The 18,233-nt window shown below is 64.4% G+C and carries 15 protein-coding genes; 12 read left to right on the top strand and 3 right to left on the bottom strand.

Going from position 1 to position 18,233, the window contains the following annotated elements; all coding sequences use genetic code 11:
• Positions 1-172: 172 nt before the first annotated feature.
• A complete protein-coding gene (locus tag CK221_RS18765) occupies positions 173-1,318 on the bottom strand; it encodes an SGNH/GDSL hydrolase family protein (RefSeq protein WP_179295165.1) in 1,146 nt (381 codons plus the stop codon).
• Between the two features lie 398 nt (positions 1,319-1,716).
• Between CK221_RS18765 and CK221_RS18760 the strand changes: the two genes are divergently transcribed.
• The 7 genes from CK221_RS18760 to CK221_RS18730 all read left to right on the top strand — a co-directional run bounded on the left by CK221_RS18760 (position 1,717) and on the right by CK221_RS18730 (position 10,022).
• The gene (locus tag CK221_RS18760) at positions 1,717-2,829 is read left to right on the top strand and encodes a sugar ABC transporter substrate-binding protein (protein WP_067318782.1); all 1,113 of its coding nucleotides are present in this window, start codon (positions 1,717-1,719) and stop codon (positions 2,827-2,829) included.
• 73 nt (positions 2,830-2,902) lie between these two features.
• Positions 2,903-4,423, top strand: a complete 1,521-nt coding sequence (locus CK221_RS18755) for a sugar ABC transporter ATP-binding protein (protein ID WP_095778784.1) — start codon at positions 2,903-2,905, stop codon at positions 4,421-4,423.
• Between the two features lie 17 nt (positions 4,424-4,440).
• Positions 4,441-5,391: an ABC transporter permease gene (locus CK221_RS18750; RefSeq protein ID WP_164746842.1), complete on the top strand. Its 951-nt coding sequence runs from the start codon at positions 4,441-4,443 to the stop codon at positions 5,389-5,391.
• A gap of 171 nt (positions 5,392-5,562) precedes the next feature.
• Positions 5,563-6,447: an AraC family transcriptional regulator gene (locus tag CK221_RS18745; RefSeq protein WP_095778782.1), complete on the top strand. Its 885-nt coding sequence runs from the start codon at positions 5,563-5,565 to the stop codon at positions 6,445-6,447.
• Positions 6,448-6,646: 199 nt separating this feature from the next.
• The gene (locus tag CK221_RS18740) at positions 6,647-8,254 is read left to right on the top strand and encodes an FGGY-family carbohydrate kinase (RefSeq protein ID WP_095778781.1); all 1,608 of its coding nucleotides are present in this window, start codon (positions 6,647-6,649) and stop codon (positions 8,252-8,254) included.
• A gap of 111 nt (positions 8,255-8,365) precedes the next feature.
• Positions 8,366-8,761, top strand: a complete 396-nt coding sequence (locus tag CK221_RS18735; protein WP_095778841.1) for a hypothetical protein — start codon at positions 8,366-8,368, stop codon at positions 8,759-8,761.
• 70 nt (positions 8,762-8,831) lie between these two features.
• On the top strand, positions 8,832-10,022 hold the full coding sequence (locus CK221_RS18730; RefSeq protein ID WP_095778840.1) for an NADH-quinone oxidoreductase subunit D: 1,191 nt from the start codon (positions 8,832-8,834) through the stop codon (positions 10,020-10,022).
• 231 nt (positions 10,023-10,253) lie between these two features.
• Here the strand turns inward: CK221_RS18730 and CK221_RS18725 are convergent, their stop codons facing one another.
• Together CK221_RS18725 and CK221_RS18715 are read right to left on the bottom strand one after the other, a co-directional pair.
• Entirely contained in the window at positions 10,254-10,688 is a 435-nt protein-coding gene (locus CK221_RS18725; RefSeq protein ID WP_067003930.1) for a hypothetical protein, read from the bottom strand.
• A 623-nt stretch (positions 10,689-11,311) separates the two neighbouring features.
• Positions 11,312-12,496 carry a Gfo/Idh/MocA family oxidoreductase gene (locus CK221_RS18715; RefSeq protein ID WP_095778780.1) on the bottom strand — a complete coding sequence of 395 codons (1,185 nt, stop codon included), beginning with the start codon at positions 12,494-12,496 and terminating at the stop codon, positions 11,312-11,314.
• A 304-nt stretch (positions 12,497-12,800) separates the two neighbouring features.
• Here CK221_RS18715 and CK221_RS18710 point away from each other — a divergent pair, with 304 nt between their 5' ends.
• From CK221_RS18710 to CK221_RS18690, 5 genes are all read left to right on the top strand, one after another.
• Positions 12,801-13,688, top strand: a complete 888-nt coding sequence (locus CK221_RS18710; RefSeq protein ID WP_095778779.1) for a MurR/RpiR family transcriptional regulator — start codon at positions 12,801-12,803, stop codon at positions 13,686-13,688.
• Positions 13,689-13,759: 71 nt separating this feature from the next.
• A complete protein-coding gene (locus tag CK221_RS18705; protein WP_095778778.1) occupies positions 13,760-14,542 on the top strand; it encodes an SDR family oxidoreductase in 783 nt (260 codons plus the stop codon).
• Positions 14,539-16,074 carry a mannitol dehydrogenase family protein gene (locus CK221_RS18700; protein ID WP_245430678.1) on the top strand — a complete coding sequence of 512 codons (1,536 nt, stop codon included), beginning with the start codon at positions 14,539-14,541 and terminating at the stop codon, positions 16,072-16,074. The genes CK221_RS18705 and CK221_RS18700 overlap by 4 nt, the downstream gene beginning before the upstream one ends.
• Before the next feature lie 18 nt (positions 16,075-16,092).
• Entirely contained in the window at positions 16,093-17,007 is a 915-nt protein-coding gene (locus tag CK221_RS18695; RefSeq protein WP_095778776.1) for a sugar phosphate isomerase/epimerase, read from the top strand.
• A gap of 69 nt (positions 17,008-17,076) precedes the next feature.
• The gene (locus CK221_RS18690) at positions 17,077-18,111 is read left to right on the top strand and encodes an ABC transporter substrate-binding protein (protein ID WP_095778775.1); all 1,035 of its coding nucleotides are present in this window, start codon (positions 17,077-17,079) and stop codon (positions 18,109-18,111) included.
• Positions 18,112-18,233 lie beyond the last annotated feature (122 nt).

The following is an 18,233-nucleotide window of genomic DNA, read 5'->3' as shown; positions in this document are numbered from 1 at the left end:
CCTGTTCTGAGGTTGGCCATCCGTGTTTTTGCCGAATTGCACCCGACGACGGGCGCCGATATTGGAGCACGACCGGGGCGGGTCGCACCAAGAATGGTGACATGGGCGGCGCCGCCAACATCCAGAAGGCGCCGGCGCGGGCAGCAGCCGCCACTCGCAGAACCAGGTAATCCTATTGGCCGCGAAGCAAGCTCTCGAAAGCTTCCTCGAACAGCCTGGCCATCTCGGCATAGCCGCCGTCGGACGGATGCAGGCAGTCGCCGCAATCGAAGGCGGCGAGCAGCCTCGACGGGTTGGCGGGATCGGCCAGCGCGCGCTCGAAATCGACGACGGCATCGGCTTCGCCCGATGTCCTGATCCAGGCGTTCACCGCCTCGCGGTCGCGCTCCTTGTTCGCAGAGTAGAAGGTTCTGAGCGGCTGGCCTTCGAAGGCGCCACCGAAGGGCGGCAGGGTGCCAAGCAGCACCTTGATGCCGTTGATGCGGGCGCGTGCGATCAATTGCCGGTAAGCCGCGATCAGGCTTTCGACGGCGACGGCCTCCTGACGGCCGGCAAGCATGGTTTCCGGCCAGCCGATGTCGTTGATGCCTTCCAGCACCGAGACCCATCGGACGTTGGGAAAGCCCAGAACGTCGCGGTCGAAGCGGGCGAGCGCGTTGGCGCCGCGGGCGCGGCTGGCAAGCACGCGGTTGCCGCCGATCCCCTGGTTGAGGACGCCGATGCCTGACAGCCGGCCGCTTTTCGCAAACCGCTCCGCCAGCCGGTCCGGCCAGCGCGCATTGCTATCGACGGTCGAGCCGAAGCCGTCGGTGATGGAATCGCCGAGACAAACCAGAGAGCCGCTGTCCGGCCCGCTCTCGACCAGCACGGCGCTGAGGAAATAGCGGCTGGTCGAGGTCTGCTGCACCGGCAGTTCGGCTGCGCCGGCGAAGTCGCCGATTTCGGAGATGTAGGCGGTCTGCTGCGCCTCGTAGTGATAGGTCTCGATCGGAGCGAAATCGGGGAAATAGAGGCTGATCGCGATCTGCCCGAGATCGGGAACCGCTAGGTCCACAACATCGCTGAGCAGCGGCGCGCCGGGCGCCAGATCGGTCTGCCGTTCGCCGCCGAACGTCACCTGCCGGATGCTGCCGGCGTCGACCGCGCCGTCTTTCGCGGCAAGCGCGACGGTCGCGGCGCCGATACGAATCGGCGAGGCGCCATATTCGTTGGACAGCCTCAATCGCAACCTCTCACCGCCGGTGCTGACGCGCACGACTTGGCGTACCGTCTGCCGGTGGAAGCCATAGAGCACGGCGTCTCCCGGCCAGACGTTCATTGGGCTTGCGCTCCAGGTTCCGATCCAGTGCTCCATTCTCTCCATCCCTTCGGTTTCGGCGCGCGGCCCTCGCCAACACAGATAGCCGCGGCTTGCGGAGCGAGCTACCGGTTGCGCTTTCCGCGACACATAGATTTTTGACTCCGAATGCAACGCGCCGGAGGTCGAGCATGTTGTAGCGCAGTCGTAATCGCGGCCTCGGCTTTCACTAGCGGAATCAAAAAAGTACTAACACCCGCCCCGGAACGTGGTGGCTGGCCGGATAGCGCGCGCCTAGCCTGATCAGATCGTCCGGGGGAGGAAACGTTCCGGGGGATGTTTGGGGCTGAGTGCCCCGCCGGGCGGGCTTGGTGGAAAGCTCTACCGGCAAAGATTCCAACCATTTCAGGGAGCGAGACATGGGTTGCGAGACCAAGAGCTTAACATTGAACCGCCGCGCGCTTTTGCAGGGCGCGGCAGCCACTGCCGGCGGCCTGTTGCTGGCGGGCGGCGAGCGCGCCGCGGCGCAAGGCACGACCTCCAAGGTTGTGGCCTGGGAGACCGGCTATCTCGGCTTCTTCTTCTTCGTCGTGCTGCAGGAGGCGCTGAAGCGCAAGGTCGAAGGCCTCGGCCTGGAATTCGTCGGCAAGGACGCCAATGGCGATGCCAACGCGCAGGTCAACGACTGGAACAGCCTGCTCTTGCAGAAGCCGCGCTACCTCATTTCCGACGCGCTGGATTCGGAGCTGCTCATCCCACTGAGCAAGAAGGCGAAGTCGCTCGGCGTGCCGCTCGGCATGGTCGACACCGTGCTTACCGGCGGAGAGGTAGCCGCTTCGGTGACCTTCGACAACAAGCAGTCGGGCGTCATGGCGGCGGAGAAGACCGCCGAGCTGCTCACCAAGAAGCACGGCTCGCCGAAGGGCAGCGTGCTCAACAATTACGGCTCGCTGACCGCCGTGGCGCTGCGCGACCGCAAAGACGGTTTCGAGGACACGCTTAAGAGCAAATATCCCGACATCGAGATCATCTCGCGGCCGCAGAACAACCAGCATGAGCAGGCGCTCGCCGTGGTCTCGGCGACGCTGCGCGAGCGGCCGGACCTCGACGCCATCCACATGCCGACCGACATCTTCGTCGTTGATGCCCGCAAGGCACTCGAAACGCAGAAACGGCTGTTTCCGGTCGGCCATGAGAAGCACATCATCCTGACCAGCATCGATGCCTCGCCGAATGCGCTGGAATGGGTGAAGGCGGGTGAGATCGACGCCGACATCGCACAGGACCCGATCGCCTATGTCGAGATCGTCGTCGACCTGTTGGAAGAGTACACGCTGAAGGGCAAGCCGGTTCCGACCGGACCTTACGAAAACAAGAAGTATTTTTGGGAGAAGGGCACGATCGCCGACAGCCCGTCCGGCCCGCTGCTCACCATCCCGCCCTACTTCCTCACCAAGGAAAATGCCGACGACCCGCGCCACTGGGCCAATGTCGTGACCCAGGTGTGGAAGATGCAGCAGAACGCCGGCTGAGATCGCAGCCGACGAGACGGTGAGAACGCGCCCATCGCGTTCTCACCTCATTTCGAGATTGCCGGTTATCCCAATGGTCATCCCCGACGGCACGATCATGCCCGATAGTCTTGCGCAGGACGGCGCCAACGCTGTTCTTACCGTCGACAACATCTTCAAGCGCTTCGGCCCGCTTGCGGTGTTGGACGGCGTCTCGCTGAGCGTGTCGCGCGGCGCGATCCATGGCCTGCTCGGCAAGAACGGCGCCGGCAAATCGACGCTATCCAACATCATCGCCGGGCTGTTGCGCCTCGACACCGGCTCGATCCTGCTCAACGGCGAAGACGTGTCGGCCCTGCCGTTGACGGCGCGCAAGAAGCGCGGACTCCACCTTCTGTCGCAGCATTCGGAGATCTTCGAAGACCTTTCGATCGGCGAGAACCTTCTGCTGCCGGATCTGCCGAGACGCTACGGCCTGATCGACTGGCCCGCGCTCCGCCGCCTGGCGGCGCGCCAGCTCGAAAGCCATGGCATGCCGGTCGACCCGAGGCGGCGCGCCGGCGACCTCGGCGCGAGCGACAGGCGCAGGCTCGCCATCATCAAGGCGGTCGCGGCCGAAGCCTCGCTGATCATTCTCGACGAGCCGACGGCAGGCCTTGCGGCGGCCGAGCGGCTGCATCTGCTGGAATGGGTCGAAAGCCTCACCAAACGCGGCACGTCCTTCATCTACATCTCGCACCACAACGACGAGGTGCGCCAAATCTGTTCGGAATACACGGTGCTGCGCGACGGCAAGGTGACCGCCAGCGGCAAAGCGGCGGAGCTTTCGGCCGAGGCCATGGCGCGCGTCATCACCGGCGCCGACGTCGCCGAATTCCACCGCGCCCGCAAGGATCATGGCGCGGCCATCGAGCTCAGCGGGCTATCCTTTTCCGGCGGCGGCCCGGTCGATCTTGCGATCGGCCACGGCGAGATCGTCGGCCTCGTCGGCCTGCTCGGCGAAGGGCCGCAGGAATTGATGCGGGCGCTGGGCGGCCTGCTGCCCATCGAGGCCGGTGCCGTCCTGATCGATGGCCGGGAAGCGCGTCTCGGCTCGCCGGGGCAGAGCCTCGGCTCGGGCATTGCCTACCTCACCCATGACCGCATCGGCGAAGGCCTGGTCGGCTCGATGTCGGTGACCGAGAACCTCAACCTCGGCAATTGGCCGCTATCGCTCGGCTGGCTGGTGAGCGGCGCCGGCATGAACCGCCGCATGCGCGAGGCGCGCGGCGCCATGGAGATCGTCATGGGCAGCGGCGCCCAGGAGATCGGCGAGTTGTCTGGCGGCAACCAGCAGAAGGTGCTGCTTGGCCGGCTGCTGGAACGCAAGCCGAGATTGCTTCTGCTCGACGAGCCGACCGTCGGCGTCGATGTCGCCGCCAAGGAGCAGATCCACCGCCTGATCGACGATGCGACGAAGAAGGGCGTTAGCGTGCTTCTGCTCGCGCAGGACCCGGAAGAGATGCAGCGCCTCGTCGACCGCGTGGTGATCTTGTCCAAGGGTCGGATCGCGCGGATGTTGCGCGGCGCCGAGATCACCATCGATGCGATCGCCGAAGCGAGAGCGGCGCGATGACAGCGGCAGTATCGGACATGACCAGCAAGAAATTCCTTCTCGACAATGTGGTCTGGATCCTGATCATCGTGTTCAGCATCCTCGCCGGCTTCCTCAATCCCTTCTTCCTTTCGGAAGGCAATCTGCAGAACGTGCTGGTGCAGGCGACCACGCTGGGCGTGCTGGTGCTTGCGGTCTCCTTCACGCTTCTGATCGGCGAGATCGATCTCTCGGTGGTCGGCAATCTGGTCTTCTCAAGCATGATCGGCGCCTATGCCATGCAGCAGTTCGGCGTCCACTGGACGCTGGCCGTGCTCATCACCATCGTTGCCGGGGTGCTCGTCGGTCTGCTCAACGGCTACTTCGTCGCCTATTTGCGCATGAATTCGCTGATCGCGACGCTGGCCATGGGGCTTTTTCTGCAAGGCGCGGTGCTCGGCGCCACCCAGGCCCGCACCATGGTGGTGACCGATGAAGGCTACAGCTACATAGGCAGCGCCACCATCGGCAGCTGGCCGGTAATGCCGATCGCACTCTTCGTCGCCTATCTCCTGGCGCATGTCGTGCTTGCTTATTCGGCCTGGGGTCGCAACCTCTATGCCACCGGCGGCAACCGCCGGGCGGCGAATGCCGCAGGCATCAACGTCAAGCGCGCGAGGCTTGGCGCCTTCAGCGCTTCCGGCTTCCTCGCTGGAGTGGCCGGCTTCCTCTACACCTCCTATCTCGGCGGCGTCAGCGTGACCGTCGGCAGCACGACGCTGCTCTATGCCGTGGCAGCACCCGTCATCGGCGGCGTCTCGCTGTTCGGCGGCCGCGGCCGCGTCATCGGCATGCTCGGCGGCACGCTGCTCATCACCGTCATCCAGACCGGCCTGCAGCTCATCAACGTCTCGGCCTATTACATTCAGATGATCGGCGGCGCGATGATCCTGCTTGCGATCGCCGTCGATGCCTTCCGCATAAGGAGCGAGGAACGCGGCGTCGTTTGAGGCGCCGCTCAGCGCCGTGGAGGCTCAGAATAGTCAAAGAAGTACCAATGGAGTGGCGCGAACATGGTGGCGAAGATCTTGTCGGCTCGATAGCTTGGCTGACATGAGGCCGAAACCGGACGGCGCGTCGTAGAGGGGACGCGCCTTGGCTTCAATACGGGAGGAGCAGCGATGAAACCCGATCTTGAAGTTGTGCAGATCAGGCCGGGCGAGTCTTTCACTGCCTGGTCGCACGGTTACCCGTTCCGCACGGTGCGCTGGCATTTCCATCCGGAATACGAACTGCATCTCATCGTCGCCACCCGCGGCCGCTATTTCGTCGGCGACTTCATCGGCGAGTTCGAGCCGGGCAATCTGGTGCTGACCGGCCCCAACCTGCCGCACAACTGGGTGAGCGATGTGCCGAAGGACGCGACGGTGCCGCTCCGCTGCCGCATCATTCAGTTCAATGAGGGCTTTATCGACGGCGTCATCAACACCTTCCCCGAGCTCGCGGCGCTGACGCCGGTGCTCGAAGCCTCGCGCCGCGGCGTGCTGTTCAGCCGCCAGACCAGCAAGCAGCTTGGCCCGCTGATGGAAGAGATCATGAATTCGCAAGGCGTGCGCCGCATTGAGCTGTTCATGATGATAATGGGTCTGCTCAGCCGCGCCGAAGGCGCGCGCATGCTGGCCAGCGCGAGCTACCTGCCCGATCCGTCGGGCTATATGTCGGCAGGCATCAACAAGGCGCTTGCCTATCTGCGCGAGAACCTGACCCAGCCCTTCAGCGAGACGGACCTAGCCGCCATCGCCGGCCAGTCGCCCAGTGTGTTCTCCCGCTCCTTCCGCCAGCACACCGGTATGACGCTGGTTCAGTATGTGAAGCGGCTGCGCATCAACCTGGCCTGCCAGATGCTGATGAGCGACGAGCAGGCTTCGATCACCAGCATCTGCTTCGAGGTCGGCTACAACACCCTTTCCAACTTCAACCGGCAGTTTCTCGCCGAAAAGGGCATGACGCCCTCGCATTTCCGGCGGCTGACACTGCACAACATCAACCTTGCGAAAGCGGCCTAGCCAGCCGGCTCGACAAGCAGCGGCATCGAGTTGGCATGGGTAAACGTGCCCGGCAAGGCAAAGCTTTGCCTGCGCCGCTGGCCGAAACGGCAACACCGATAAGGAAACGAAGGTGACATCACCATCCGCGACCCTTGTCATCCTGTCGCAAAGCAATGACCTATAGCAACCGAACGGATCGGGCGAAGGATCTGAAGTCATGAGCAGTCATTTCATCGGCATCGACATCGGAACCGGCAGTGCCCGCGCGGGCGTCTTCGACGAAGCGGGCGCCATGCTTGCGTCCGCCAAGGCCGACATCGCCACCTGGCATGCCGAAGGCCATATCGTCGAGCAATCGAGCAATGACATCTGGCGCGCCGTTTCTACGACCGTTCGCGAGGCGGTGTCGCTTGCCGGCATCCCGGCGCAGTCGGTGCATGGCATCGGCTTCGACGCCACCTGCTCGCTTGTCGTTCTAGGGCCGGGTGGCGAGCCGCTGACGGTCAGCCCGTCAGGGGATCGCGAGCGCAACATCATCGTCTGGATGGACCACCGCGCCACCGAGCAGGCGCGCAGGATCAACGGCACCGGCGAGGACGTGCTGCGCTATGTCGGCGGCACCATGTCGCCCGAGATGGAAACCCCGAAGCTCTTATGGCTCGCCGAGAACATGCCGCGGACCTTCGCCGCGGCATGGCAGTTCATGGATCTCGCCGATTTCCTCACCTGGCGCGCGACCGGCATCCTGTCCCGCTCGACCTGCACGGTGACTTGCAAATGGACCTATCTCGCGCATGAGGCACGCTGGGACGATGCCTATTTTCGCAAGGTCGGGCTCGGCGCGCTCGCGGATGAGGAATTTGCCCGGATCGGCACCGAGGTCGTGGCGCCGGGGAGCGCGCTGCCCAACGGCTTGACGAGCAAGGCGGCGGCCGAGCTTGGCCTTTTGCCCGGAACGCCGGTCGCCGCCGGCATGATCGATGCGCATGCCGGCGGCATCGGCTCGGTCGGCGCGCGCGGCGGCGCCGGCGATGTGACCACGCGCATGGCCTATGTCTTCGGCACTTCGGCCTGCACCATGACGACGACCGAACAGGCGGCTTTCGTGCCGGGCGTGTGGGGGCCCTATTTCTCCGCCATGGTGCCGGGGCTGTGGCTGAACGAAGGCGGCCAGTCGGCCGCGGGCGCCGCCATCGATCGCCTGGTCAGCATGCACCCCGCCGCCGTCGAGCTGGCAGGGATCGCGGCGCGAGGCGGCCAGAACCTCAGCCAGTGGCTGGCGCAGGAGGCGGAGCGGCATGGCGGTGCGGCGAAGGCGGACAGACTGGTCGGCGGCCTGCATGTCGTTCCCGAATTTCTAGGCAATCGTGCCCCCTTGGCCAATCCCGACGCGCGCGGACTGATCGCCGGCTTGGACATGGCGACCGGAGCCGACAGTCTCGTCGCGCTCTATGTCGCCGGCCTCTGCGGCCTCGGCTATGGCGCCCGCCAGATCCTGGCGGCCATGCGTGGCCGCGGCATCAAGATCGACACCATCGCCATCAGCGGCGGCGCAGGGCAGAGCCCGCTCGTGCGGCAGCTCATCGCCGACTCCACCGGCAAGGTGGTCTACGCGCCAACGTCCCCCGAGCCGGTGCTGCTCGGCTCAGCGATGCTCGGCGCGGTCGCCGCCGGGCGCCACTCCGACCTTCCCGCGGCCATGGCGGCGATGTCGGAGGTGGGCGAGGTCTATTCGCCGAACGCGGCGCTCGCTGCCTGCCACGACAGGCGCTTTGCCGCGTTCGAACGCCTGCAGGCTGCTGCGCTGTCAGTTTTGGCTGTGTGAGATATCCAGCCGTCGCCCGCCAACATTCACCGTCACTTGCCCTCTTGGGCCGGAACCATCGCCGGGCGGAGGGGTTGTGTCGTCAGACTTCGATACATGGAAGGAAAGACGATGCGGACATTGACGATGATGCTCGCTCTTTCGACCCTTGCCCTGGCGCAGCCGGTCTCGGCTCAACACGCCGATCCGCAACCGCCCCAGGTTCTGCCCCCGGCTGAACAACCTCGGCTCGACCAGGTGCAACCCGATCCGCCAAGTTCCGGCCAAACCGTTACCAACGTCGTGGTGGTGGCGATGGAAGACCTGCCCGCAGAGATCAAGGTCCAGGCCGAAGCCGTGGTCACCAGGACAACCGCCACGGACCTGGCCAGGCTGCAGAAATCGATCGATGCCTCGCCCGAGGCGGTATCGGTGCTGCATGCGAACGGGCTGAATTCCTCGCAGGTCGTCGCCGCCAACATGGATGGCGACGGCACGCTGACGCTGATCATCCAGACCACGACATGATCGGCGCCGCCGCGGGCGGTTGACCCGACTGCAGCGGCCAAACAAAACGAGAGTCCGCGAAGAGGCCGCCATGGCCGAACCCGCAATTCGCAACTTCACGCTCAACTTCGGACCGCAGCACCCCTCGGCGCATGGCGTGCTCAGGCTGGTGCTGGAACTCGACGGCGAGATCGTCGACCGCGCCGATCCGCATATCGGCCTACTCCACCGCGGCACCGAGAAGCTGATCGAATACAAGAACTATCTGCAGGCCCTGCCCTATTTCGACCGGCTCGACTATGTGGCGCCGATGAACCAGGAGCATGCCTTCTGCCTCGCCGCCGAGAAGCTGCTCGAAATATCGGTTCCCCGGCGCGGACAGCTTATCCGCGTCCTGTTTTGCGAGATCGGCCGGCTGTTGTCGCACCTGCTCAACGTCACCACGCAGGCGATGGATATTGGCGCGCTGACGCCGCCGCTCTGGGGCTTCGCCGAGCGGGAGAAGCTGATGGTCTTTTATGAGCGCGCGTCGGGCGCGCGCATGCATGCCAACTATTTCAGGATCGGCGGCGTGCATCAGGATCTGCCGGGAGAGTTGCTCGACGACATCTGCAATTTCTGTGATCCCTTCCTGGGAACATTGAGCAATCTCGATGAACTCCTGACCGAAAACCGTATCTTCAAGCAGCGCAATGTCGACGTCGGTGTGATCGGACAGGACGATGCTTGGGCATGGGGTTTCTCCGGCCCGATGGTGCGCGGCTCGGGCGCGGCCTGGGATCTGCGCAAGGCGCAACCCTATGAATGCTATCCCGAAATGGATTTCGACATTCCGGTCGGCAAGCACGGCGACTGCTACGACCGCTATCTCGTGCGCATGGAGGAGATGCGGCAGTCGGTTAGGATCATGAGGCAATGTCTGGAGAAGCTGCGCTTGCCCGACGGGCACGGCCCGGTCGCCGTACCGAACCAGAAGATCACGCCGCCGCCGCGCGCCATCATGAAGCGTTCCATGGAGGCGACGATCCACCATTTCAAGCTGTACACCGAAGGGCTTCATGTGCCGCAGGGCGAGGTCTACGCCGCGGTGGAGGCGCCCAAAGGCGAATTCGGCGTCTATCTTGTCTCTGACGGCAGCAATGTTCCGTACCGCTGCAAGATACGTGCGCCGTCTTTCGCCCACCTTCAGGCGATGGACTTCCTGTCGCGCGGGCACATGATCGCCGATGTCGCGGCCATCATCGGATCGCTGGATATCGTGTTCGGAGAGATCGATCGCTGAGCGGAGGCGCGGCGCGGGCAGCCCTAAGAGCAATTCCAGACACAGTCCCAAACTTCGCGCGGGGAATTGCATCAACAGCCGAATGAGCGAAAGCAAAAAGATAGAGCGGTTCGACGTTCTCGCAAAACGGTGAATCGCTCTAGCTAGCGACGGCTGGGGACAACAAACAACTCCCCTCCGTCTCCGATAAGGATTGAACCTGCCGCGGTTCTTCGAACCGCGGCAGTCGTCTTAGTGCATGAACACCGATCTCAGCCAGGCAAGAATGCCCGAGCCTGGAGAGATGGCCGCGCGAACGCGGGACGCCGCCCAGCGTGCCGGCAGATTGGCGCCGACATGGCAATGGCAGACGACCTCGTGCAGTTGCCAGTCGCTGAGTTCGAAGAAGCGCTTTGCTTCGCCGTAGGTGTCGTCCTTCAGGCCCTGAGCACGAAAGATCGGGTCTTCGAAGGCGACAGTAATCGGCGATCCGGTGGAACGCATCTTTTCGCGCACGTCGGGTGTGGCGTATTCGGTGCCCGCAAGCGCCATAAGGCGCCGGCCGGGATCCTGCTCGAGAAGTTGCGCCCAGCGCTCGAGGCGTTGGCCACGACTGGCGATGAGAACCGCTGCTTCAGCATGAACGTCGGCAACGGCATTGAGTTGGTCTACGGTTTGGTGCTTCAAGGCCGCCTCCTATGTCGGCAGATGATCACCCGCCCCGCAAACGGAACTAAGGCGCTGCATGGCGCCGGCAAGGGCGAAATGGGCGACGGGAAATCATTTGATCGTCATTCGTGTTCGACCCCGCCGAAACGCGGCGGGATGGCTGTGGAACCATCCCCGGTCGAGGCCGTTCTGCCATGCGTCAGCCGCCGGTGATCAGGTGTCGATGAAGCGTCGGATGAGGCGGCTCTACCCATCATGTTCTGGTCGGGCAGATACCGGTTGCCCAAACCGCATCTCGCGGACTGCTCCGCCAGCGCAACGAGGGACCACCTTATGGCTATTCTCCCCACTCCCGACCCGACGCCAACGCCGGTCCCCACGCCGCCGCCGTTTCCCGACCCAAAGCCGATGCGCGAACCGGATCCGGAGAGGCTGCCGGACGAGGAACCCGTTCCCAATCCGGATGAGAACGACGTGCCTCCCAAGCACTCGGGTACGCTCGGTGCAGGGGCGACGAAGCCATATCGGTGCAGGATCGATGAGGCCGCCATCGGGCGCTCGACTGATTCGCGACACGTCGGCCGGTCGCGCCGCCGCGCATTGTAAAGCGGATTGAACGATTCAAAGCACCAAGCCGGCGTCTATTCAAACCGCGCCGGCGTCCAGGCTCCTCCAGCCGCGTTCGACTCCACTGCCGCCGCCACGAACTTCACACCACGAGCGCCGTCGACGACGTCCGGTACCTGCGCCGCGCGCGCAACATCGACCGCAGTGCCCGCTCGATGCGCGCGGATGATGTCGGCGGCGTCACGGTAGAAATTGGCGAAGGCCTCGATATAGCCCTCGGGATGCGCTGCAGGCATGCGCGAGACGCGCCGGGCTTCCGCCGTCGAGCCGTGGCCGCCGCGCACCAGCGTGCGTGCCTCCTCGCCATACGGCGCGAAGCGCAGTTCCTCCGGCCGCGTGCCCGACCATTCGAGCCCGGCCCGGTCGCCATAGATGCGCACCGAGAGATCGTTGTAGTGGCCGGGCGAAGTCTGGCTGGCGAGGATGGTGCCGCGCGCCCCGCCGGTCCAGCGCACCAGGACATGCGCGTTGTCGTCGAGGCGACGACCTGGCACGGCGGTGAAAAGGTCCGCCGATACGGCGTCAGCCTCGAAGCCGGAGATGAAGCTCGCCAGGTTGAAGGCGTGCACGCCGATGTCGGCAAGCACCGCCGATTGCCCGGCGCGCGCAGGGTCGGTGCGCCATTCGGCCTGCTTCTGGCCTTGCGCGTCGATCGGCTGCGTCAGCCAGTCCTGGATGTAGGCACCGTGCACGGACAGGATGCGGCCGAGTTCGCCCGCTGCCACCATTTCGCGCGCCTGCCGCGCCATGGCGTAACCGGTGTTGTTCAATGTGACGAGGAAGCGGCGCTTCTTGGCTTTCGTCAGCGCCACCAACGCCTCAGCCTCGGCAAGCGTCGTCGACAGCGGCTTGTCGCAGATGACGTCGATGCCGGCTTCTAGGAAAGCAGTGGCGATCGGCGCATGCAGATGGTTGGGCGTGACGATGACCACCGCCTCGATGCCGTCCGTCCGCGCCGCTTCGGCCTTTGCCATCGCATGGTAGTCGGCATAGCTGCGCTCCGGCGCGATGCCGATCTCGGCGGCGGATGCCGCGGCGTTTTCGGCATCCGAGGACAGCGCACCCGCCACCAGCGCGATCTGGTCGTCGAGCCGCATGGCCAACCGATGAACCGCGCCGATGAAGGCGTTGCGACCGCCGCCGACCATGCCGACCGTCAGGCGCTTGCGTAAGGTTCCGTCAGCGGTTGCGTAGACCATGGTTCGAGTCCTCCCGGATGCCGTCCAGCACAGGGACTATAGGGGGCGCCTCGCCAATTTCGAACAGCCTTTCCAAATTTTGTTTTGTAAAACGATCGTGCCGCACTAGCCTTGTGCGAGACCGGTGGAGGAGGGTTCGGATGGTGAAGCGTCGCATGGCTACCCGCCGGCTTGTCGAGGCGATGGAAGGAAGACAATCGCTTCAGGTTTTGAATTCTCCCCTTTTTCCAACCGTCGGCGACTGGCGATCTTCACCGCAAGTTCGGGGCGCCTCAAGTACAACAGCTCGAATCCGGCCCATCTGATGAGCGGCGCACGAACCTCACCCGGCGAGAGCGTTACCCGGAAACGCGGCCGTTCGCTGGCGGCACTTGGCCACACGAAACCACAAACCTATGAGGAGCTGCGCGCGGTGCTCTCCTCCGGCACCGTGCATTTCCCGAAAAGGATGCGCCAGGTCGCCATCTTCCTATGGCAGCATCCGAGCGACGTTGCGCTTGGCACCATCGCCCAGGTGGCAGCACAGGCAGGCGTGCAGCCCTCGACGCTGGTACGCTTCGCGCAGATCTTCGGCTATGCCGGCTTTTCCGACTTCCAAGGCCTGTTCAAGGACCACATGAAAGGCTCCTGGCCGGAAGGACGCACGCGCGACAACAAGCAACCGGCAGCAGCCGAACCCCACGCCGACTTGCATTTCCTCAACGGCATGGTCGGCGCCTCGCAGGCTTCGCTCAACCGCATCGGCAATGGCTTCGACACCGACAGCTTCGACAAGATGGCCGACCTGCTGGCGGGAGCCGAGCTGATCTACGTAATCGGCAGCAAGCGCGCTTTCCCGGTCACCACCTATCTGTCGCTGACGCTGTCGCAACAGGGCGTGCGCAACGTCTTGGTCGACAATGTCGGCTCGACCGCGCTCGATCAGGTCGGCTGCATAAGCCAGCGCGACGCGGTGCTCGCCGTTTCCTTCAGCCCTTACAACTCGATCACCCCAGACCTGGTCGCCCTCGCGCATGATCGCGGAGCACGCATCGTCGCCATCACCGACAGCACCTTCTCACCGCTGGTCAAACTCTCCGACACCTGGCTGGAAGTGGTGGAACAGGACTTCGCAGGCTTCCGCTCGCTCGCCGCTTCGCTCGCCGTCGGCATGGCTTTGGTCCACGGCGTCGTCGCGCGACGGACAGGCTGATCGGCGCAGTTGACTGCAAGGAACTGCCGTTCCATATTCGAGAAAATAGAAACTTTGTTCCGGGAGGAGGAATGGAGGTTCGGCTCGACGGCAAGGTCTTGTTGATCACCGGTTCGACCCAAGGCATCGGCCGCGCGATTGCCTGGACGGCCGCCCGTTCCGGCGCCGAAGCTTTGCTGATCACCGGCCGCAACCGGCAGCGCGGCGATGCGGTTGCGGCGGAACTGTCGGCGATCGGGGCGCGGTCCGCTTTCCTGGCGGCCGACCTCGGCGACCCGGTGACTCCGGCCCTGCTCGCCGCCGCATGCACCGAGCGCTTCGGCCGCATCGACGGGCTGGTCAATGCAGGGGCTCTGACCGACCGGGCCTCTTTCGTCGATGCCGGCCTCGACGATTGGACATCATTGTTCGCCGTCAATGCGCGAGCGCCGTTCTTCCTGATGCAGGCGGCGATCGCCGACATGAAAAAGCGCGGACAAGGCGGCGCCGTCGTCAACATCCTGTCGATCAATGCGCATTGCGGCGCGCCGGACCTCGCCGTCTATTCCGCCACCAAGGGCGCGCTGGCGACGCTGACCAAGAATGCCGCCAACGCGCACCGCTTCGATCGCATCCGCGTCAACGGCATCAATGTCGGCTGGACCGACACACCCGCCGAACGCGTGATGCAGGCCGAAACGCTCGGCCATGGCCCGGGCTGGCTAGACGCGGCCAATGCCGCGCAGCCCTTCGGCCGGCTACTCTCCGTTACCGACGTAGCGAACCTCGCCGTCTTCCTGCTTTCCGACGCGGCCGGGCCGATGACCGGCGCGCTGATCGACCAGGAGCAATGGGTGATCGGAGCGAACCGGTGAGCATCTCACCCTCCGCCAATCTCGGCCCCGCCCTGCTCGGCGTTGTGCCGCCTGAAGTCCGCAGACCGGCTTACGCTCGCTCGGCGCTGCAGCCGGGCATTGCCCATATCGGCGTCGGCGCCTTTCACCGCTGCCACCAGGCTGAATACACCGATGACCTTCTGGCGGACGATTTCGACCGCTGGGGACTGGTCGGCATCAACATCCGGCCTCCCGTGCTCGCCGCGACGCTCGGCCGGCAGGACGGCCTCTATACGCGGCTCATCCGTCAGAACAACGAGATCGAGGCCCGCGTCATCGGCAGCATCGTCCGTGTGGTCGACAGCCAGCACAGCGCCGCGCCCGCACTCGAGGTGCTCGCCTCGCCCGATATCGAGATGGTCACGATGACGGTGACCGAAAAGGGCTATTGCCACATCCCGTCGAGCGGCGCGCTCGACCTAGACCATCCCGACATTGTCCACGACCTCGCCAACCCTGAGGCCCCGCGCAGCGTGCCCGGCATCCTGGCACGAGCGCTTGAGCTGCGCATGGGCTCGCATGGCCGCCCGGTGACGCTGCTTTCCTGCGACAACATCCCGGCCAACGGCACTATCCTCGGCAATGTCGTGCAGACATTCGCCGAGCGGCGCGGCAACGGCTTGGCGGACTGGATCGCCGCCAATGTCGCCTTTCCCTCGGCCATGGTCGACCGCATCGCGCCGGCAACGACCGAGGCCGATATCGAGGCGGTCGAGCAGCGCTTCGGCTATCGCGACAGCGCCGTCGTCGTCGGCGAGCGCTTTCGGCAATGGGTGATCGAGAACCGCTTCGCCGGCCGCGTGCCGCGCTGGGACCGCGTCGGCGCCACTTTCGTAGACGACGTCACGCCGTTCGAGCATCTCAAGATGCGGGTGCTGAACGGCGCCCAGACGGCACTCAGCTATCTTGGCGTTTTGGGCGGCTTCGAGCACACATCGGACGCCATGGCCGACCCATTGCTTGCCACCTTCGTCCGCCGCATGCTGACGGAAGAGACGCTGCCGACGCTGATGCCCGTGCCCGGCATCTCGCCGTCAGCCTATGTCGAGCAAAGCCTTTCGCGCCTCGCCAACACGGCGATCCGCCACCGCAATCACCAGATCGCTACCGACGGCTCGCAGAAGATCGTCCAGCGCCTGCTCAACCCGGTCAGTGATCGCCTGGCTAAGGGCCAAAGCATCGCGCTGCTGTCGGTTCCGGTCGCGGGCTGGATAGCCTATCTGATCAAGGCATCGTCGCGCTTCGGCCGCGCCTGGCAGGTGTCCGATCCTTTTGCCGAAAAGATTGCGGCCATCGCCGATCGCGTTGGTTCGGACAGCAGGGCCCTTGCCAATGCAATCCTTGCCGTCGAAGCCATCTTCCATCCGTCACTTGCCGCCAGCGACATGTTCCACGCAAATGTCGTCACCAGCCTCGATGGTTTGCTGTCAGATGATCCGATGGCCTTTGTCAGACATGTGTGCGCTGATGCAACAGATGCACGGTTGAAGCGACCAGCACGATCTGCATAGTACGAAGCGGGAGGCATCATGAAGCTTGGACTTCTCACGGCACCATTTCCGGATACTGCCCTCGGCGATGTCGCCGACTGGGCGAACTCGGCCGGCTTCGAAGCGCTCGAGATCGCCTGCTGGCCGAAGACTTCGGGCGCCAGCCGCCGCTATGCCGGCACCAGCCATATCGACGCCGCCGGCACCTCCCCCGCGCAAGCCAAGGACATTGCCGCCGAGCTCGCCGGCAAGGGCCTGACGATCTCCGGTCTCGGTTTCTATCCCAATCCGTTGCATCCCGATCGGGCGCATCGCGATGCGGTGATCGATCACCTGAAGAAGGTGATCGTGCTGGCAAGCCGAATGGGTGTCTCGCTCGTCAACACCTTCTGCGGCGGCGACGCCTCGAAGCCTGTCGACGACAACTGGCAGGCCGCGCAGAAAATCTGGCCCGCGATCATCGCCCACGCGCGCGAGCACGGCGTCAAGCTCGCCTTCGAGAACTGCCCGATGATCTTCAGCTATGACGAATGGCCGGGCGGACACAACATCGCCTATTCGCCCTATGTCTGGCGCCGGATTCTCGAGGCCTGGGGCGGCGACGTCGGCATGAATTTCGACCCCTCGCATCTCGTCTGGCAGATGATCGACAAGGAACGCTTCATCCGCGAGTTCGGCCCGCACATGCTGCATGTGCATGCCAAGGACCTGATGATCGATCATGATGGTTTGTATGAGCGCGGGATCCTTTCCGCTGGCATGGGCTGGCAGGTGCCACGCATGCCGGGGCTTGGCGACATCAACTGGAGCAGCATCTTTTCGGGCCTTTACCGGGCCGGATATGACGGGCCGGTGGTCATCGAGCATGAGGACCGCCGGTTCGAGGGAAGCGACGAGAAGGTCAAGCGCGGTTTTCTGCTGGCTCGCGACGTGCTGCGCCCCTTCGTCAAATGAGGGGACAAACGGCTAGGCTTCGATCGCTTCGGAGCCCAGGAACTGAAATCAATGTGGAGGAGCACTGAAATGAAGAAATACCTGACCATGGCCCCGCTGCTTGCCGGCGCTGCCTTGCTTGCCTCGGTGGGCGTGTCGTCCGCCGAAGGCAAATACACGATCGGCATCTCCAACACCGTGCAGGGCAATGGCTGGCGTGAGGAAATGATCTGCGCCATGAAGGCCCAGGCGCTCGCCTCCGGCCAAGTGGCGAAGCTCAACATCGCCCACCGCAACACCGACGCCGCCGGCCAGCTCGAGGACATCCGCAATCTGATCAGCGCCAAGGTAAACGCCATCGTCGTCAACCCGGCCGATCCGGCCGGCATCAAGGCCGGTCTGGAGGAAGCCACCAAGGCCGGTATCGTCGTCGTCGCTGTCGACCAGGCGGTGACCGAGCCGTCCGCATACATCATCTCCAACAACCAGGAACAGTATGCCTATCTCGGCGCCAAGTGGCTGTTCCAGCAGATGGGCGGCAAGGGCGAGGTGCTGTACATGCGCGGCGCCGCCGGTGCTTCCGCCGACAGCGACCGCGACAAGGGCTTCAAGAAGGCGCTGGCCGAATTCCCCGACGTGAAGGTCGCGCAGGAAGTCTTCACCGGCTGGCAGCAGGATCAGGCCAAGCAGCAGATCCTGTCCTTCCTCGCCACCGGAACGCCGATCAACGGCATTTGGACCTCCGGCATCGACAACGTCATCGTCGACGCTCTGGTCGAGCAGCAGGCGCCGATGGTGCCGGTTGTCGGCGCCGACAATGCCGGCTTCGTCGGTCAGTTGAACACGGTTAAGGGTCTGGTCGGCGCTGCCGTCACCAATCCCGGCTCGATCGGCGGCGCCGGCGTTTCGCTCGCACTGCAGATCCTCGACGGCAGGAAGCCGGCGCAGCAAACCGTTCTGGTCGAGCCGCAGCTCTGGGAAAATGTCACGGAGGAAGGCAAGGCCAAGCTGAAGGCGGCCGCCGACCCGTCGCTCAGCCCCGAATGGCCGGTCTCGATCTCTATCCCGGACTGGACCACCTACACCAAGGAGCAGATCGTCGCCTGCAAGGGTCCGGGCGAATAGTCGCCTGAGCGACTTCAACTCCGCAGATGTCGCAAAAAGCATCCTACGGTTTTGCGATAAGGAGCTGCGGGATAGGGTCGCCGGGACGGCAGGTGCGAACCTGCCGTCCTCGGTGCTTGATG

The organism is Mesorhizobium sp. WSM3868, from assembly GCF_002294785.1.
Lineage (GTDB): Bacteria > Pseudomonadota > Alphaproteobacteria > Rhizobiales > Rhizobiaceae > Mesorhizobium.
Note: the sequence above shows the minus strand (reverse complement) of the source record. Positions and strands in the feature narration are given on the sequence as shown.

Excerpts from the sequence above, each read along its gene's own strand:
- CK221_RS18765 (WP_179295165.1), bottom strand. The coding sequence starts at position 1,318 with ATGAACGTCTGGCCGGGAGACGCCGTGCTCTATGGCTTCCACCGGCAG.
- CK221_RS18760 (WP_067318782.1), top strand. The coding sequence starts at position 1,717 with ATGGGTTGCGAGACCAAGAGCTTAACATTGAACCGCCGCGCGCTTTTG.
- CK221_RS18755 (WP_095778784.1), top strand. The coding sequence starts at position 2,903 with ATGGTCATCCCCGACGGCACGATCATGCCCGATAGTCTTGCGCAGGAC.
- CK221_RS18750 (WP_164746842.1), top strand. The coding sequence starts at position 4,441 with ATGACCAGCAAGAAATTCCTTCTCGACAATGTGGTCTGGATCCTGATC.
- CK221_RS18745 (WP_095778782.1), top strand. The coding sequence starts at position 5,563 with ATGAAACCCGATCTTGAAGTTGTGCAGATCAGGCCGGGCGAGTCTTTC.
- CK221_RS18740 (WP_095778781.1), top strand. The coding sequence starts at position 6,647 with ATGAGCAGTCATTTCATCGGCATCGACATCGGAACCGGCAGTGCCCGC.
- CK221_RS18735 (WP_095778841.1), top strand. The coding sequence starts at position 8,366 with ATGCGGACATTGACGATGATGCTCGCTCTTTCGACCCTTGCCCTGGCG.
- CK221_RS18730 (WP_095778840.1), top strand. The coding sequence starts at position 8,832 with ATGGCCGAACCCGCAATTCGCAACTTCACGCTCAACTTCGGACCGCAG.
- CK221_RS18715 (WP_095778780.1), bottom strand. The coding sequence starts at position 12,496 with ATGGTCTACGCAACCGCTGACGGAACCTTACGCAAGCGCCTGACGGTC.
- CK221_RS18710 (WP_095778779.1), top strand. The coding sequence starts at position 12,801 with ATGAGCGGCGCACGAACCTCACCCGGCGAGAGCGTTACCCGGAAACGC.
- CK221_RS18705 (WP_095778778.1), top strand. The coding sequence starts at position 13,760 with ATGGAGGTTCGGCTCGACGGCAAGGTCTTGTTGATCACCGGTTCGACC.
- CK221_RS18695 (WP_095778776.1), top strand. The coding sequence starts at position 16,093 with ATGAAGCTTGGACTTCTCACGGCACCATTTCCGGATACTGCCCTCGGC.
- CK221_RS18690 (WP_095778775.1), top strand. The coding sequence starts at position 17,077 with ATGAAGAAATACCTGACCATGGCCCCGCTGCTTGCCGGCGCTGCCTTG.